Source organism: Telluria sp. ZT3P26, from assembly GCF_059686035.1.
The window spans coordinates 182,138-198,883 of record NZ_JCASII010000004.1 but is presented as its reverse complement, the minus strand read 5'-3'; the positions used below and the strand labels follow the sequence as shown (position 1 = coordinate 198,883).

Genomic DNA, 16,746 nt, shown 5'->3' with positions numbered 1-16,746 from the left:
CTTATTTCACCAGCGGCGGCGTTTCAAAGGTGTGGAACGGCGCCGGGCTCGGCACGGTCCATTCCAGGCCTTCGGCGCCTTCCCACGGTTTGGCGGGCGCCTTGGCGCCGCCGCGGATCGTCGGCAGCACGACCGCGAACAGGAAGTACACCTGGCTGAAGCCGAAGCCAAAGGCGCCGATCGAGACGATCATGTTGAAGTCGGTAAACTGTACCGCGTAATCGGCATAGCGGCGCGGCATGCCAGCCAGGCCCAGGAAGTGCATCGGGAAGAACGTGATGTTGAACGTGATCAGCGACAGCCAGAAGTGCATCTTGCCGCGCGCTTCCGGGTACATGTGGCCGGTCCATTTAGGCGCCCAGTAATAGAAGCCCGCGAACAGTGCGAACAGCGAGCCGGCCACCAGCACGTAGTGGAAGTGGGCCACGACGTAATAGGTGTCGTGCACCTGGATGTCGATTGGCGTCACCGCCAGGATCAGGCCGGTGAAGCCGCCAATGGTGAACACGAAAATGAAGCCGACTGCGAACAGCATCGGTGTCTCGAACGTCATCGAGCCCTTCCACATCGTGGCAACCCAGTTGAAGATCTTTACGCCGGTGGGCACGGCGATCAGCATCGTCGCGTACATGAAGAACAGCTGCGACGTCACCGGCATGCCGGTCGTGAACATGTGGTGGGCCCAGACGACGAACGACAGGATCGCGATCGAGGCCGTCGCGTAGACCATCGAGGCGTAGCCAAACAACGGTTTGCGGGCAAACGCCGGAATGATCTGCGAGACGATGCCGAACGCCGGCAGGATCATGATGTAGACCTCGGGGTGGCCGAAGAACCAGAAGATGTGCTGGTACATCACCGGATCGCCACCGCCAGCGGCGTTGAAGAACGAGGTGCCGAAGTGGCGGTCGGTCAGCGTCATCGTGATCGCGCCGGCCAGCACCGGCATCACGGCGATGAGCAGGTAGGCGGTGATCAGCCAGGTCCAGCAGAACATCGGCATCTTCATCAGGGTCATGCCGGGCGCGCGCATGTTCAGGATGGTGACGATGATGTTGATCGAGCCCATGATCGACGAGGCGCCCATGATGTGCATCGCGAAGATCGCCATGTCCATGCCCAGGCCCATCTGCGTCGAGAGCGGCGCGTACAGCGTCCAGCCGGCGGCGGTGGCGCCGCCCGGCACCAGGAACGACGTGGCCAGCAGGATCGCGGCCGGTGGCAGCAGCCAGAACGAGAAGTTGTTCATGCGCGCAAACGCCATGTCGGACGCGCCGACCTGCAGCGGCAGCATCCAGTTGGCGAAGCCGACGAAGGCCGGCATGATCGCGCCAAACACCATGATCAGGCCGTGCATCGTGGTGAGCTGATTGAAGAATTCGGGGCGCACGAACTGCAGGCCCGGCTGGAACAGCTCGGCGCGGATCATCAGCGCCAGCACGCCACCCGAAAGCAGCATGATGAACGAGAACCACAGGTACAGGCTGCCGATGTCCTTGTGGTTGGTGGCATACACCCAGCGCCGCCAGCCGTGCGGATGGTCGTGGTGTTCGTCGTGTGCGTGCTCATTGCCGTGCTCATTGCCGTGACCCGGTGCGTGGTCGATCGTCGTGGTGCTCATGGCGTTACCCCTGCTCTTTACGTGCGTTGGTGGCGGACATTATTTGCGGGCGGCCAGGACTTCGGCCGGCTGGACGATATTTTCCGCAGCCTTGTTCGACCAGGAATTGCGGGTATAGGTGATCACGGCGGCAATCTCGGTGTCGGACAATTGCGGCCAGGCCGGCATCGCGGTGGGGAACTTGCCGCTCTTCTGGCCGTGCAGCAGGATGTCGATCTGGTGCGCCTTGTTGCCCAGCACATTCGGCGAGCCATCCAGCGCTGCGAACGCGGCCGGGATGCCCTTGCCATTGACCTGGTGGCAGGCCACGCAGTTGGCGGTGTAGACGGCTTCGCCACGGGTTTTGAGTTCGTCGATGGTCCAGACCTTGGTCGGATCGTCGGCCAGCGCCGCCATCTCTTTTTTCTTGCCTGCGACCCAGGCGGTGTAGTCGGCGTCGGACACGACGCGCACGACGATCGGCATGAACGCGTGGTCCTTGCCGCACAGCTCGACGCAGTTGCCGCGATACACGCCGATCTGCTCGGCCTTGAACCAGCCGTCGCGCACGAAGCCGGGGATGGCATCCTGCTTGATGGCAAACGCCGGCACGGTCCAGGCGTGGATCACGTCGTTGGCCGTGAATACCATGCGGATCTTCTTGTTGACCGGCACGACCATCTCGTTATCGACTTCGAGCAGGTAGTTCGCGGTGCGCGCTTCGGTCGGCGCCACGCCGGGCTCGCCGATCTGCGAGCGTGGCGTGGACAGATTCGACAGGAACGAGATGCCCTCGCCCTCGCCTTTCAGGTAGTCGTAACCCCATTTCCACTGCATGCCCGTGGCCTTGATGGTCAGGTCGGCATTGGACGTGTCTTTCAGCGCGACGACGGTCTTGGTGGCCGGCAGCGCCATGCCGATGACGATCAGGAACGGCACGATCGTCCAGGCGATCTCGACGGCGGTGGATTCGTGGAAGGTGGCCGGCTTGTGGCCCAGGGACTTGCGGTGCTTGAACACCGAGTAGAACATGACGCCGAACACGGCGACGAAGATCACCAGGCAGACGATCATCATCCAGGTGTGCAAGCCGTAGATGTCGGCGCCAACGGCAGTGACCGGGGCCTGCATATTGAGCTGATGCTCCTGAGGCCGGCCCGTCAGTTGCTGCGCCCACGCCGGCGCAGAGCCAGCGGCGGCGCCGAGTACGGCACAGCCGTACAGCACGGCCCGAAGTCGCGTTGCATATGTCATGTATGTCCCCAACCACCCAAAAAATAAGAATTATTTTTAAACGGTCAGCCATTCCACGAACGAACGACGCCGCTCCGTGCTGGCCGCAGAACACCGATGCCGTGCCGGGGCATCTCTGCGGCTGCTGCAATTCTTTTTCTGCTTTTGTTTCTGTTCTGGTTTCGCGCCTTGCGATACCGCTTTTTCAAACGATTCTATCGGCTAGACATGAAAAATAGCAATTGATTATATCTAAAGCACTAATTTTTATTCAAGGAATATCGCGGGCTGGCCAATTTGACCATGCACGCGGGCGACATTACGGTTTGCGCGGCTGGAAGCGGACGATCGATTCGCCGGCCGTCGTCGTGCGCGGCGCCGGGCGAAACGCATGGCCGTAGATCACTTCGAACGTCAGGCCCAGCTTGCCATCGGGGAGGCGCTGCGCCTCGAGTGCGGCGAGCATCCGCTGCCAGGCCGCGCGGCCGATCAGCCCGCGCCGGCGCGATTCGAGCGGATTGCCGCCCAGCGCACGGACGTCGCGCAGCAGCGCCTGTGGCGTGTCGTAAGTGACCGTGATGCGCTCCATGTCCATGACCGGCGTCGAAAAACCCGCCTCGACCAGTTGATCGCCGAAATCGTGCATGTCGACAAATGGCAACGTGTGCGGGTATGCATCCAGCGCGGCAAATGCCGTACGCAGTTCGGTAAACGTGTCGGGGCCGAAGCTGGAAAACATCAGCAAGCCCTCGACGCGCAGCACGCGGCGCCATTCGGCAAACACGCGGTCGGGCAACGGATGCCAGTCCAACGCCAGGTTCGACCACAGCAAATCGACGGAGTTCGGGCCGAGCGGCAGGTTGCCGTAGTCACCGCACAGAATGTCGACACCTGCCTTGGCCGGCATCAACCGGCTCAATAACTGATTCAGCGAACCCGAGGCGCCCGGCTTCTTCGCCGCGCGCGCCATGGCGCCGGCGCCATCCAGGCCGACGATCTGCGCCGAGGGATAGGTCTTTTGCAGCAGACCCAGGTCGCCGCCGGGACCGCAGCCGGCGTCGAGCACCTGCTTCGGGATGATCTTCACCAGGCTCAGGCGTTCATGCATGCGCGTGGCGATTTCGCGGCGCAGGAAATCCGACGATGCAATACGCTCGGGCCGCGCGAACAGGTTGCGCACGCGCGACAGGTCAATGGGCGCGCTCAGCGTGGACGGGGATTGAGGAGATGCCATGGGATCGGGTGCGTGATGAGATAATGTGGTCAGTTTAACCGTTTGTGGGACGCCGAGCCGATGCCGGACCTTCGCCCGCTGCCGATGCGCCTCCTGCACGCGCTGCTGGACACGCTGCTGCCCTCCTGCTGCGCACTGTGCGGCGGGCATGCGCGGGCGGCGGTGTGCGCCGAATGTGAGCGGGCGTATGTGCTGGCCGTGCCGCGTTGCCCGTGCTGCGCCAATCCGACCGGCACACTGGACGTGTCGCGGCATTGCGGCGCCTGCCTGGCGGATGCACCGTCATTCGACGCCACCTGGACAGCCTGCGATTACGCAGCGCCGCTCGACAGTCTGGTGCTGCAACTGAAATTTGGCGGACAACTGGCGCTGGCGCCGTGGATGGCGCGCGTGCTGCATGGGGCGATCGTGCGCAGTGCGCCTTCAGCGCCGGTAGTGCCGGACGTGCTGTGCCCGGTGCCGCTGGGGCCGACCAGGCTGATCGAACGCGGCTACAACCAGGCGCTCGAAGTTGCGCGCCCGCTGGCCCGCGCGCTCGGCCTGCCTTTGACGCCACGGTTACTGGAACGGCTGCGCGAGACAGCGCCGCAATCGGGCGCTGCGCCCGGGGAACGGCGCAACAACGTGCGCGGCGCGTTTGGCGTGAGCGGCACGTTCGACCTACGCGGCCGGCATGTGGGCGTGGTCGACGATGTCATGTCGAGCGGCCACACGCTGGAAGCAGTCGCCGCCGTATTGAAACAGGCGGGCGCCGCGCGCGTGACGAACATCGTCTTCGCGCGCACCCCGCCGCATGGATAAGCCTCATCATCAAGGAGAAGCACGTTGTTCCACGTCGTCCTGGTCGAACCAGAAATCCCGCCGAATACCGGCAATGTGATCCGCCTGTGCGCCAACACCGGCGTGCAACTGCACCTGATCGAGCCGCTCGGCTTTCCGCTGGACGACGCCAAGATGCGCCGCGCCGGCCTCGATTACCACGACTACGCGACAATGAAGGTGCACAAGGACTGGGATGCGTTCCTGGCGGACGCCCAGCCCGATCCGGCGCGCATGTTCGCCCTGACCACCCACGGCTCGGCACCCTTCGCCGACGCCCAGTTCCAGCCGGGCGACGTGTTCGTGTTCGGCCCGGAATCGCGAGGCCTGCCCCCCGCCCTGCGCGAGACCTTCCCACCCGCCCAACGCATCCGCCTGCCAATGCGACCCGACAACCGCAGCCTGAACCTGTCGAACACGGTAGCCGTCGTCGTCTACGAAGCCTGGCGCCAGAACGGCTACGCCGGCGGCGCCTGAACCGGCACCACTCAAAAGCCGGGGTCACAAAAGCCGGGGTCAGGTCTGACATTCGGACACGGGCTCGACTGCTGGGAGGGGTACGGTCGCTGGATCACAGTAGAGCTTGTGTCCAAATGCCAGACCTGACCCCGGCTTGTTGTAGAGCTTGTGTCCAAATGTCAGACCTGACCCCCGCTTGTGCCAGCGTGTGGCACTCGCTCGAAGGCATCCAGCATACCGGCGCGGGCCAGCAGGTCGATGGCCTCGTCGACCCGGCGCGGCGCGGCGGCGTCGAGTTGCTCGCGGTGGTCGCCAACCAGGGCGCGCATCTGCTGCGGCACGATCACCAGATCGATGAAACGCTGTGCAATGGCCGTGGCCGCTGCGACGCCGTCAGGCGAAGGCGCCGGCCCGGCCAGCGCGGCCACGATGCTCGCCACGCCGCTGTCGCGCCCAGACTGATCCACCAGTCGCGACAATTCCGGTAGCCGCTGTGCAGTTGTCAAACAGACCCGCAGTAGCGCAACCGACTCTTCCGTGAGCGCCTGCTGAAGCAGATGCAGCCCAACTGCATGCAAGCGTTCCCGCACCGGCATGGCATTCGGAAAATCGGGCGCAGCCGGCGCTACGCCCTCGAGCGCGCGGTGCACAACTGCGCTGAACAACGCGTCCTTGTTGGCATAGCGTGCATACAGCGTCGCCTTGCCAGCGCCCGCCATCGCCACGACCTGGTCGCAGCTCGTGGCATCGAAACCGGCGCGCAGGAACAGCGTCGTTGCCGCATCGAGAATGCGGCGGTCTACTTCGCCGGCATGCTCGGCAGACGGCCGACCGCCCCGCTTGCGCGCGGTGGGCGTTTGGTCCGGCTCTGGCGGGCTCGCTGTCAAATGCATGGCGAAATAGTCATCATAATAAACTGAACTGAATGGTATAGTTCAGTTTCTGAACTCTCAATCAAAGGTGAAGCGATGGACATGCGTTTGAAATTTCTATCTGACAATATGAGGGCAATTGATTTTGGCATGCTCTCGACCCGAACCGAAGGCGGCGCCTTTGCCAGCCGGCCCATGAGCAACAACGGCGAGGTCGATTATGACGGGGACAGCTACTTTTTCACCTACGATCAGGCTCGTACTGTGGCCGACATCGAAGGCGATGCGGCGGTCGGCCTGACCTTCACCGACGCTCCCGGGCCCCACGGGCAGCCACCGCTGTTCATTGCCGTACAAGGCACCGCGGAACTGATTCGCGACAAGGCCATGTTTGCAGCGCACTGGACGACAGGGCTCGATCATTGGTTCGAGCAAGGCGTCGACACGCTGGGATTGGTGATGATACGCGTTCGCGCCGCCCGAATCCACTACTGGAATGGCGCCGACCAGGGCGAGATCGTTTTGTGAAACCAAAGGACAGGGGCCGCGCTGGCCCTGCCCACTACCCCATCACCGACCTGACAGGCTCGCCATGCACACTGCAATCGACGCATTTCCCATCCATATTCCAGACGCCGACCTGACCGACCTCGCCGATCGCCTGGCGCGCACACGCTGGCCCGATGCCGAAACCGTGAACGACACCTCGCAAGGCCCGCAACTGGCCCGCATCCGCGCACTGGTGGCACGGTGGCAAGATGGCTACGACTGGCGCAGCACGGAAGCCGCGCTCAACGAATGGGGCAGCAGCCGTACGGTCATCGATGGGCTGGGCATTCACTTCCTGCACATCCGCTCACCAGAACCGAATGCGACCCCGCTGCTGCTGACGCATGGCTGGCCGGGCTCCGTGCTCGAATTTCGCGAGTTGATCGGTCCGCTGACGCAGCCACAAGCGCATGGCGGCCTCGCGTCCGATGCATTCCACTTGGTGATTCCGGCCTTGCCCGGCTTCGGCTTTTCCGACAAGCCGACCGAACCGGGCTGGGGCGTAGGGCGTACGGCGCAGGCCTTCGCGGAACTGATGCGCCGCCTCGGCTATGGCGAGCGCTGGGTAGCGCAAGGCGGCGACTGGGGCGCGGCCGTCACGAGCGCCCTGGCGCACATGCGCGTGCCGGGCCTGGCAGGCATCCACCTGAACATGGTGATGTTCCATCCAACCAAACAGGAAATCGCCGACGCGACGCCAGAAGAGCAACAGATGCTGGACGCCGCCGCCCGCTACGAGAGGGAATACTCAGGCTACATGAAGCTGCAGTGCACGCGCCCGCAATCGGTCGCGTTCGCGCTGGCCGATTCGCCGGTGGGCTTGGCCAGCTGGCTGTACGCGCTGTTCCAGGACGTGTCGGATACCGACGGCCAGCCTGAGCGCACGATCGCGCCGGACCGCCTGATCGACGACGTGATGATGTACTGGCTGACCAATACCGGGCCGAGCTCGGCACGTTTTTACTGGGAAGGCGCGCGAGAGATGGCGCGCAGCATGCCCGCCGCCCCGCTGCCCCTGCCAGCCGGCATCAGCATGTTTCCAGGCGAGCAGATGCGGCTGTCAGAGCGCTGGGCCGCAGCACGCTTTGCCGATTTGCGCTTCTTTGGCAAAGCCGAACGCGGTGGCCATTTCGCGGCGATGGAAAACCCGGCTACTCTCGTCGAGCATCTGCGCGCGACGTTCCGCACGATGCGCTGAGCCTTCAGCCCCGCTGGCCGAACACGCCATCGGCAAACACCTGCGCATGAAAACGCTCGCCGATCAGCCGGTGCGTGGCGGCGTCCGGATGCAGCGCATCGGGCAACGGCAAGTGCGCGTTGTCGTCGGCGCCATACAGCGCGCTGCCATCGAGGTAATGAATGTGCGCATCGGTCGCTGCCCGCTGCGCCACGATCCTCTGCAACTGCTCGCGGATGACGCCCAGCGTCAGCTTGCCCTGGCGTCGCTCGGCATCATTGCCCATCGCCCGGAACAGCAGCCTGCCCTGCTCCATCGCCTTGCCATCGAACATGGTCGGCCCCGGCGTCGTTTCGTGGATCGGACACCAGGTCGGCGAGATCACCAGCAGCGGCGTGGTCCGGTGTATCCCTTCGCGGATCGTGTCAAGAAACCCGTGCACGGCCGGCCCGAACGCGCGCACGCGCATCAGGTCCGTGTTGACGAGATTGATGCCGAATTTCAGGCTGATCACGTCCGCCGGCAAGTCGCGGATCGTGCGCGCCGTGAACGGATCCAGCAAGGCATTGCCGCCGAAGCCCAGATTGAACAGGTCGACGTTGGCCAGACTGGCAGCCACGGCAGGCCAGATGCCGGTCGGATGGGTCGCATTCGAGCCCTGGCTGATCGAACTGCCGTGATGGAGCCAGCGGCGCTGGCCGCTCGCCAACAGCGGCGACACCGGCGCATCCGCGCGCAAGCTCACCAGCTCCGTCGTCTCGTCATGCGGCAGCCACAGTTCGACGGTCTTGTCGCCCGCCGGCAGGTCGGCAAAGCGCAGCCAGTGCGGCTCGCCCGGATGCACCCTGGTGGCGCCGCTGATCATGTCGATCTCGAGGAGCTTGCCGCCCGGCGCGCTCGCCTGGGCAAGCAGCTTCCCATCGACCATCAAATCGTAGATACCGTCGGGCCGCGGCGCCATCTTGCCGTAACGCCGCTTGGTCGGCAGCACCAGCACCTCGACGACGCTGGCTGTCGTCCTGAACGCCAGGCGCACGCCGGATGGCTGCGCTGCGGCCAGCGCCAGTTGCACATCCGGGTGCTGCGCGAGCGCCCAGGCCGGCAAACGCTGCGGCAGCAGGCCGGCGTCGGTCTGTTCGAGCTCGACCGCGCCATGGATCAGGTCTGCGGGTATCGGCGACAGCGTGTGCATGCGCGTCGTCGTCATCAGGCACCTGCCGCTTCGCGGGTCAGCACCGTCAAGCCCTCGACCAGGCGATCGAGTTCTTCCACCGTGGTCGTCAGCGCCACCGTGGCGCGCACGAGGCTGACGTCGCCAATGTGGCGCTCCACGGTGAACACGCCAAAGCGCGCCAGCAGCGCCGCCTGCAGGTCACGCGCGCGCATGCCGTCGATCGTGAACGCCGCCAGCGCCGTGTCGCCTACCAACGGGCTCGTCAACTGCAGGCCCGGCAGGTCCGCCACGCGCTGCACCCAGTAATTCCTGAGCCACGCCAGCCGCACGCCTTTTGCTGCCGAACCGCCCAGCTGCGCATGCACGTCGAGCGCCACCGGCGCAGCCATGATCGCGCTCATCGGCGGCATGCCAGCGTGCAGGCGTCCGCGGATATCGTCCGCCGGATAATCGCGGTCGCCGAAATGCGGCTCGATCCGGTCCAGGCGCGACGACCGGATATACGCAAAACCCAGCCCGGGCGGCGCGCCGATCCACTTGTGCAGGTTGAAGCCCGCGAAGTCGATGCCCATCGCCTGCACGTCGACGGGCAGCTGGCCCAGCGCATGCGCGCTGTCGACCAGCACGTCGACGCCGCGCGCCCGCGCCAGTGCGGCGATCTCGCGCACCGGCACCGACTGGCCATTGGCCGGAAACACCTGCGACAGCAAAAGCAGCTTCAGGCCGGGCGTATCGCGGATCGCCGTCGCATACTGTTCCAGCAACGCGTCGCCCGACAACGGCAGCGTCAACTGCAGTTCGGTCGGCACCACGCCACGCCGCCCTTCCAGCCAGGCCATCGCGTAGCGCATCGCCGGATAATCCAGATTGCTCCACAGGACGCCGTCGCCCGGCGCCAGCCGGTGGTACTGGCCGATCAGCACCTGCATCGATTCGCTCGCGCTGCGCGTGAGCAGGATCTCGTGCGGTTCGGCGTTGATCAGTTTGGCCAGCCGCGCGCACAGCACCGCGCCATGCTGGACGGCGAGTTCACTGCGCAGGAACGGGCTCAGATGCCGATTCAGATAGTCGACCGATTCGACCAGCGCCGCCTGCACCGGATGCGCCATCGCGCCAAAGTAACCGTGCTCGAGATTGACGATGCCGTCGGGCGCCGCCGGATACAGGCCGGCCAGTGCCGGCATCACAGGGAGCTTGGCCATGCCGGTCAGCCCCGGATCCGCGCCACCAGCTTGGTGGTCGAGCGGTCATGCTCGAAGTCGATCGCCACCGCGCGCCCGCCATAGGCCAGCACGGCCTGCCCTTCGGGAATCTGGTCCATGACGTAGTCGCCGCCCTTGGCATAGATGTCTGGCCGGCCTTCCTGGACGACTTCGAGCGCTGTCTGTTCGTCGAACTCGACCACCAGGCTGACCGATTCCAGCGAGGCCAGCACGGCCATGCGATCGGCCAGCGTGTTGTGCGGGCGATCGTCGCCCTTGCCCAGCCGCTTGACGGACGCATCGGTGTTGACCGCCACGACAAGCGAGGCGCCCAGCTCGCGCGCCTGCGCCAGATAGGTCACGTGGCCGCGGTGCAGGATGTCGAACACGCCGTTGGTCAGCACCACCGGCTTTGGCAGTGCGGCGATCCGCGCAGCCAGGTCGGCGCGCGTGCAGAGTTTGTTTTCAAATGAAGGCATGGATAATCAGTTCAGTGTTTTGGCGGTTCGTCGTCAGGCTCTTCGTCGAGCGCCATCGACAGTTCGGATGGCCGCGCACCGCCGGCAGGCAGCCCCGGCTCCTTGCGCTCGCCCGACAGCTTGACCTGCAGGCGCAGGCCATTGGCCGAGTCGGCATTGCGGATCGCTTCGTCGTAGCTGATGAAGCCCTTGTTGTACAGCTCGAACAAGGCCTGGTCGAACGTGCACATGCCCAACTCGCGCGACTTGTGCATGATTTCCTTGATGCTCTGGAAGTTCCCTTTCAGGATCATTTCGGCAATCGTCGGCGTGTTGAGCAGGATTTCGATGGCGGCCTTGCGGCCCTTGCCGTCCTCGGTGCGCACCAGGCGCTGCGAGACAATCGCGCGCAGGTTCGACGACAGGTCCATCAGCAGCTGGTTGCGCCGCTCTTCGGGGAAGAAGTTGATGATCCGATCCATCGTCTGGTTGGCATTGTTCGCGTGCAGCGTGCCCAGGCACAGGTGGCCCGTTTCGGCGAACGCGATCGCATGTTCCATCGTTTCGGTGTCGCGGATCTCGCCGATCAGGATCACGTCCGGCGCCTGGCGCAGCGTGTTCTTCAGCGCGTTATGCCACGACAGCGTATCGACGCCCACTTCGCGGTGCGTGATCAGGCAGTTCTTGTTTTTATGGACGTATTCGACCGGGTCTTCCACCGTGATGATGTGGCCGGCCGAGTTGTTGTTGCGGTAGTCGATCATCGCCGCCAGCGTCGTCGACTTGCCCGAGCCCGTGCCGCCCACGACCAGCACCAGGCCGCGCTTGGTCATCACGACATCCTTGAGCACCTCGGGCAGGTCGAGCTTTTCGAAGTTGGGGATCTCGGACGAGATCGTTCGCACGACCATGCCCACGCTTTGCTGCTGCACGTAGACGTTCACGCGGAAGCGGCAGACGTTCGGCAGCGAGATCGCGAAATTGCACTCCATTTCTTTTTCGAACTCGGCGCGCTGGCGATCGTTCATCAGCGAGATCGCGAGCGCGCGAGTGACTTCGCCGCTCAGGCGCTGCTGGCTGAGGGCTTTCATGGCGCCCTGGTATTTCATGCTCGGCGGGAAATCAGCCGAGATGAAGAGGTCGGAACCGCCCTGGTGATGCATCACCGTGAGCAGTTTATGGATATAGACCTGGGCTTCCGCCGGGCCAAACGTGGTGGACATGCGGGCCTTTCAGAAAAGATGCATAGGCGGAGCCTATCAAGGGATTATATCGACTATCATTCTTGCTACACCATTATTTCATGGCACGCATCCTGCTGCCCGCTATCCGCGAGGGGCGGGCAACGTGCCGAGTCGAGACGCCTACCATGACCCTGACCGAGCTGAAATACATTGTCGCCGTCGCCCGCGCCAGACACTTCGGCCACGCGGCCGAAGCCTGTTTTGTCGCCCAGCCCACGCTGTCCGTCGCCATCAAGAAACTCGAAGACGAACTGGGCGTGCTGCTGTTCGAGCGCGGCGGCTCGGAAGTGTCCGTCACGCCGCTGGGCGCCCAGATCGTGGCGCAGGCCGAGCGCGTGCTCGAGCAGACCGCCGCGATCAAGGAACTGGCCAAGCAGAACAAGGACCCGCTGGCCGGGCCATTGCGCCTGGGCGTGATCTACACGATCGGCCCCTACCTGCTGCCGCCACTCGTGAAAAACCTGATCGACACGGTGCCGCAGATGCCGCTCGTGCTGCAAGAGAATTTCACGCACAAGCTGCTGGAATTGCTGCGCCAGGGCGAGCTCGATGCCGCCATCATGGCGCTGCCGCTGCCTGACCACGGGATGGCGGTGCAGCCGCTGTACGACGAGCCGTTCATCGTGGCCATGCCCAAGCACCATCCGTGGGCCAAGCGCACGGCGATTTCGGCCGAAGACCTGAAAAGCGAAACGATGCTGCTGCTGGGCGCCGGTCACTGCTTCCGTGACCAGGTGCTGGAAGTGTGTCCGGAAATGGCGCGCTTCTCGGCGCCGGGCGGCGGCACCGGCATGCAGCGCACATTCGAAGGCTCGTCGCTGGAAACGATCCGCCACATGGTCGCCAGCGGCATCGGCCTGACGGTGCTGCCGCGTGCGTCGGTGACCGACCTGAGCGAGTCGAACGGCCTGCTGGCATATGTGCCGTTCACCAAGCCGACGCCGTCGCGCCGCGTGGTGATCGCCTGGCGCAAGAGCTTCACCCGCCGCGCCGCCATCGATGCGGTGATGCGGGCGGTGAGTGAATGTCATCTGGCCGGCGTCGAGATGATCACGTACGAGGCGGCGGCGTAGTATCGGTCCAGACGGCTGGCGGCGCGATAGCGACCGTGTCGGCCGTCCCGGTGGCATCGCCACCGGCTGCAGGCCCGCCCCTGACCGCTTCCAGTTGCGACGGCGAGAACACGATGGTCTGGGTCGGGAACGCCAGGTTGATGCCGGCTGCTTCGAGGCGCTCGAAGATCGTCAGCAGCAGCTTTTCGCGAATGATCACCTGGGTATCGAATTCGTGCACGTCGATGTACGAAAACACCTCGATGTTGAAGGCGCGCTCGCTGATGCTGCCCAGGCGCGCGCGGTGCCCTTCCGCCATGTTCTTTTCTTCGGCCAGCACTTGCTGGACGATGGTAACCGCTTCGCGCAGCTTGGCCGACGAGATGCCATAGTCGACCGCGATCACGGGATTGAACAGGAAGCGGTCGCGCGCGGCGAAGTTCTCGATCTGGCGCGCCGACAGGTCGCCATTCGGAATCGTCACCACAGTGCGGTCGTTGGTGCGGATGCGGGTCGAGCGGATACCGACGTCTTCCACGGTGCCCACCACGTCGCCGACCTTGATGAAGTCGCCCACCTGCATCGGGCGGTCGGCAATCACGGTCACGCTGCCGACCAGGTTTTCCACCGTCTTCTGGGCGCCCAGCGCCAGCGCGATACCACCGATACCCAGCGCCGCGATCCCCGTCGTGACGTCGATGCCGAAAGTACTCAGGATCGCAATGCCCGAAAACGCCAGCAAAATCACCTTGGCGGCGCGGCGCGCCAGCGTGATGACCGAAATGACCTGACGCCGCTGACTGCGCTGCATGCGGGCGATCGCCAGTTCCGAGATCGCATCGACCAGCCGCAGGCCGAACCATACCAGCGCGATGACAGAAACGATGCCGGTGTAGCGCAGCAAGGTCTGGCGCGCCACGATCGACACCGGCACCTGCTCGGCCCAGTTGTAGAACACGCCGACGGCGATCAACAGGCTCACCGGCGGCAACGCCGCCTCGAAGAAGCGGTACAGGCCATTGGCTTCCGGGTCGGGCACGAGTTTGCGCATGCAGAACACGATCAGCGCCGACAGCATCCACAAGCCGCCGAATACCAGTACGCCAATCCCCAGCAGCAGCGCCCAGTCCTTCAGCGGTGCGCCGGCGACGACGACCTCGTCGGCCGCAGGTTCGGTGACCACGGGCGCGCGCTTGGTCGCCGCCGCAATCTGGGCCAGCGTCTCGCGCGAAACGCGCCACACCTGGTGCTCGCCGTCCTGCCCTTTGGTGAGCAGCACCGGGATTTTCTTGTCCTGGATGGCGATCTCGCCAACGCGCTCCTGCTCGACCGGCAAATCGTCACTCACCTTGCCATTGGGGTCGTTGGAGAGCGTGATGAACGTGTCGAGCGTGCCGCCATCGTCCAGCACCGCATGGAAGGCGCGCGCCTGCGCCACCGCATTGGTGCGCTGGCGCGAGCTCGTTGCGGGCGGCAGGTCGAAGTACAGCGCGGTGCGATCGTAGTCGGATTCGCCAAGGGCGCCGAGCAGCCCGGAGACCATGGAGCGCGGCGTTTCGCGCTTGAGCGGATCGGGAACCGCGGGTTCGGCGGTGGCGGTTGCCTCGGCATCCTGGCCGGCGGCGAACACCGGTGGTTGGGTAAGCCCCAGCAGCAAGGCCAGGGACAGCGAGACCAGTAATCTCATCGACAATATTCTATTCAAAACGACTCCTTGCACGTGTGTGATCGCATGGCGCATGGCGCCAGCCGGGCGGGAGTGACGGCGCGGTCACCGCACCTTCCGGCGAGATGGCATGCCTGCGGATGCGCAGCGATGGGCATGCCGTGCCGGGGCAAACACGCTGGCCCGGACCTGCGATGCGATCGGTCTGGATGCCCGGACAGTGGTGCCCGGGAACCAAAGTCTAGCATCCTGACGGTGTCGCACCCGCACTATTGCTGGCAGCGCAAGGGTGTCGCAGCGCGTTTGCATTGAACAAGCGATATCGAATCGACGGCTCCGTTGAAAGGTGCTATTTTCACCGCTAATTTATTCTCGGTAACAACCATGCAGACAACACCGGGCTCGCGCCCGAGCTTTTTCACCTCCCCCACCTTCTGGCTCATCCTGCTCAATATCGGCGCCTGGGTATATCTGGGCATCAACGGCGTCGACTGGATGTCGCCCAGCCCCGCCGACCTGACCGCCTGGGGCGGCAACCTTGGCCCTTATACCCTGACCGGCGACTGGACGCGGCTCTTGACCTCGATGTTCCTGCACGGTGGCGCGCTGCACCTGGGCCTGAACATGTTCATGCTGTCGCAGATCGGTCCATTGTCCGAGGCGGTCTGGGGCCGCACCCGCTTCACGCTGATCTATCTGTTGTCGGGCCTGTTCGGCGGACTGGCCAGCGCCTGGTGGTATGCGAGCGTGGCCGTGCGCAATATGGGCTACGACCTGGTGCCGTCGGCGATGGGTTTCACGCCGCACTTCGCGACCACGGTCAGCATCGGCGCGTCCGGTGCGCTGCTTGGCGCGTCCGGCGCCCTGCTGGTGCACGCGCTGTGCGCCGGCAACGCGGCAAAAATCGAATTGAAAGTGATCTTTCAGGTGGTGGCGCTGAATATCGGCATGGGCTTCTTGATGACCGGCACCGATAACGCGGCCCACGTCGGTGGCGCGCTGGCGGGGATCGCCATTGGCGCCTTGCTGATGCTGCCGGGGCGCGTGTTGCGGATCGCCCCTGCGGTGCAGTCGGCGGTCGTGTTCGCCGTGAGCCTGGGTGTGCTGGTGGTGCTGGTGAAGCAGCCGCCGTCTGATCAGGTCAGCCGGATCGCGCAGACCCTGCGCGCATCGGAGGCGCTTGCCGCGCAACGCGAGGCGTTGCGGGCCGTGAATCCGGAGCGTCCGTAATACAGTCCACGCGGTGCAACATTGGGTTGAACGCGTGGGCGGCCCGCCCACCCTACGTCGTCCACGCATTCAATGTGACCAACCGATCAACCTTGGCCTCGAACCGCGCCACCATCGAACCGCCCAGCGCGTAGGGTGGACGGCTATGCCGTCCACGCGTTCAACGCAACGCAACCAGCCCGATCAGCCCTGACGGCGACGCGCCACCATCAAGCCACCCAGCAGCAGCGGCAGCATCAGCGCAATCGTCGACGGCTCCGGCACTTCGGCCACGATCGAGAACGTGTCGCCGGCGCGCATGCCGCTGGTATCGAGCAGCCAGTCGCTGCGGCCATCGACGAGGGTCGGGTTACCGAACTGGAACTCGGCCGGTTCGCCATTGGCGAACGTGATCGCCGCGTTGTAGAACGAGCTGTTGACGCTGAGGTCTTGCGAGAACGCGGACACGCTGCCCGGCGCCGCGAAACGGATGCCCTGCAGGCCAAAGGTGAACTGCGGGAACGACATGCCGCTCAGGTTGAATACCATCGCGCTCAGGCTCAACGGTCCACCGATATCGGCTTCCTGCAGCACGAAGTTGAGCGTGGTGCCGGCAAAATTGCCCATTTCCAGGTCGAACGAGACGGCGCCAGCGGCGCTGTAGTCGGTCACGGCATTGCCGGCCGCGCTGTCCGAGCTCACCAGCAGCGCCGCGTGGCTCGAAGCCGAGAACGCCAGCGCAACCAGGCCGGCGGTGATGAATTTGTTGATGGTCATGGTGAATATCCTTGAATGAAT

General features: G+C 64.5%; 16 protein-coding genes. 6 read left to right on the top strand and 10 right to left on the bottom strand.

What is annotated here, in order from left to right; all coding sequences use genetic code 11:
- Position 1: 1 nt before the first annotated feature.
- The 3 genes from ctaD to AC56LN_RS14600 form a co-directional block, all read right to left on the bottom strand.
- Complete coding sequence (gene ctaD, locus AC56LN_RS14610; RefSeq protein ID WP_499572743.1) at positions 2 to 1,621, bottom strand: cytochrome c oxidase subunit I; 1,620 nt, start codon at positions 1,619 to 1,621, stop codon at positions 2 to 4.
- A gap of 39 nt (positions 1,622 to 1,660) precedes the next feature.
- Entirely contained in the window at positions 1,661 to 2,854 is a 1,194-nt protein-coding gene (gene coxB, locus AC56LN_RS14605; RefSeq protein ID WP_499572741.1) for a cytochrome c oxidase subunit II, read from the bottom strand.
- A gap of 298 nt (positions 2,855 to 3,152) precedes the next feature.
- Entirely contained in the window at positions 3,153 to 4,067 is a 915-nt protein-coding gene (locus AC56LN_RS14600; protein WP_499572740.1) for a methyltransferase domain-containing protein, read from the bottom strand.
- Positions 4,068 to 4,127: 60 nt separating this feature from the next.
- Between AC56LN_RS14600 and AC56LN_RS14595 the strand changes: the two genes are divergently transcribed.
- Complete coding sequence (locus AC56LN_RS14595; protein ID WP_499572739.1) at positions 4,128 to 4,868, top strand: ComF family protein; 741 nt, start codon at positions 4,128 to 4,130, stop codon at positions 4,866 to 4,868.
- Between the two features lie 24 nt (positions 4,869 to 4,892).
- Positions 4,893 to 5,363 carry a tRNA (uridine(34)/cytosine(34)/5-carboxymethylaminomethyluridine(34)-2'-O)-methyltransferase TrmL gene (gene trmL, locus AC56LN_RS14590; RefSeq protein WP_499572738.1) on the top strand — a complete coding sequence of 157 codons (471 nt, stop codon included), beginning with the start codon at positions 4,893 to 4,895 and terminating at the stop codon, positions 5,361 to 5,363.
- A 161-nt stretch (positions 5,364 to 5,524) separates the two neighbouring features.
- Here trmL and AC56LN_RS14585 read toward each other — a convergent pair whose 3' ends face one another.
- Entirely contained in the window at positions 5,525 to 6,238 is a 714-nt protein-coding gene (locus AC56LN_RS14585) for a TetR/AcrR family transcriptional regulator (protein WP_499572737.1), read from the bottom strand.
- A 75-nt stretch (positions 6,239 to 6,313) separates the two neighbouring features.
- Between AC56LN_RS14585 and AC56LN_RS14580 the strand changes: the two genes are divergently transcribed.
- Together AC56LN_RS14580 and AC56LN_RS14575 are read left to right on the top strand one after the other, a co-directional pair.
- On the top strand, positions 6,314 to 6,745 hold the full coding sequence (locus tag AC56LN_RS14580; RefSeq protein ID WP_499572735.1) for a pyridoxamine 5'-phosphate oxidase family protein: 432 nt from the start codon (positions 6,314 to 6,316) through the stop codon (positions 6,743 to 6,745).
- Positions 6,746 to 6,809: 64 nt separating this feature from the next.
- Entirely contained in the window at positions 6,810 to 7,964 is a 1,155-nt protein-coding gene (locus tag AC56LN_RS14575) for an epoxide hydrolase family protein (protein WP_499572733.1), read from the top strand.
- Between the two features lie 4 nt (positions 7,965 to 7,968).
- Here AC56LN_RS14575 and AC56LN_RS14570 read toward each other — a convergent pair whose 3' ends face one another.
- The 4 genes from AC56LN_RS14570 to AC56LN_RS14555 are packed head-to-tail and all read right to left on the bottom strand — an operon-like array spanning position 7,969 to position 12,000.
- Positions 7,969 to 9,150, bottom strand: coding sequence for an SGNH/GDSL hydrolase family protein (locus tag AC56LN_RS14570; RefSeq protein ID WP_499572731.1), 1,182 nt, complete (start codon positions 9,148 to 9,150; stop codon positions 7,969 to 7,971).
- Positions 9,150 to 10,319: an aminotransferase class V-fold PLP-dependent enzyme gene (locus AC56LN_RS14565; protein WP_499572729.1), complete on the bottom strand. Its 1,170-nt coding sequence runs from the start codon at positions 10,317 to 10,319 to the stop codon at positions 9,150 to 9,152. Before AC56LN_RS14565 ends, AC56LN_RS14570 begins: the two co-directional genes overlap by 1 nt.
- A 5-nt stretch (positions 10,320 to 10,324) precedes the next feature.
- Positions 10,325 to 10,798 carry a D-glycero-beta-D-manno-heptose 1-phosphate adenylyltransferase gene (rfaE2, locus tag AC56LN_RS14560; protein WP_258836587.1) on the bottom strand — a complete coding sequence of 158 codons (474 nt, stop codon included), beginning with the start codon at positions 10,796 to 10,798 and terminating at the stop codon, positions 10,325 to 10,327.
- An 11-nt stretch (positions 10,799 to 10,809) separates the two neighbouring features.
- Complete coding sequence (locus AC56LN_RS14555; RefSeq protein WP_482897418.1) at positions 10,810 to 12,000, bottom strand: PilT/PilU family type 4a pilus ATPase; 1,191 nt, start codon at positions 11,998 to 12,000, stop codon at positions 10,810 to 10,812.
- A 146-nt stretch (positions 12,001 to 12,146) separates the two neighbouring features.
- On the opposite strand from AC56LN_RS14555, the gene AC56LN_RS14550 reads away from it, so the two are divergent.
- Positions 12,147 to 13,094, top strand: coding sequence for a LysR substrate-binding domain-containing protein (locus tag AC56LN_RS14550; RefSeq protein ID WP_482897417.1), 948 nt, complete (start codon positions 12,147 to 12,149; stop codon positions 13,092 to 13,094).
- Here AC56LN_RS14550 and AC56LN_RS14545 read toward each other — a convergent pair.
- Positions 13,072 to 14,760, bottom strand: a complete 1,689-nt coding sequence (locus tag AC56LN_RS14545) for a mechanosensitive ion channel family protein (RefSeq protein ID WP_499572726.1) — start codon at positions 14,758 to 14,760, stop codon at positions 13,072 to 13,074. The two genes, AC56LN_RS14550 and AC56LN_RS14545, sit on opposite strands and share 23 nt — an antisense overlap.
- Before the next feature lie 363 nt (positions 14,761 to 15,123).
- On the opposite strand from AC56LN_RS14545, the gene AC56LN_RS14540 reads away from it, so the two are divergent.
- Entirely contained in the window at positions 15,124 to 15,969 is an 846-nt protein-coding gene (locus AC56LN_RS14540) for a rhomboid family intramembrane serine protease (protein WP_499572724.1), read from the top strand.
- A 183-nt stretch (positions 15,970 to 16,152) separates the two neighbouring features.
- Here the strand turns inward: AC56LN_RS14540 and AC56LN_RS14535 are convergent, their stop codons facing one another.
- On the bottom strand, positions 16,153 to 16,725 hold the full coding sequence (locus AC56LN_RS14535; protein WP_499572723.1) for a PEP-CTERM sorting domain-containing protein: 573 nt from the start codon (positions 16,723 to 16,725) through the stop codon (positions 16,153 to 16,155).
- Positions 16,726 to 16,746 lie beyond the last annotated feature (21 nt).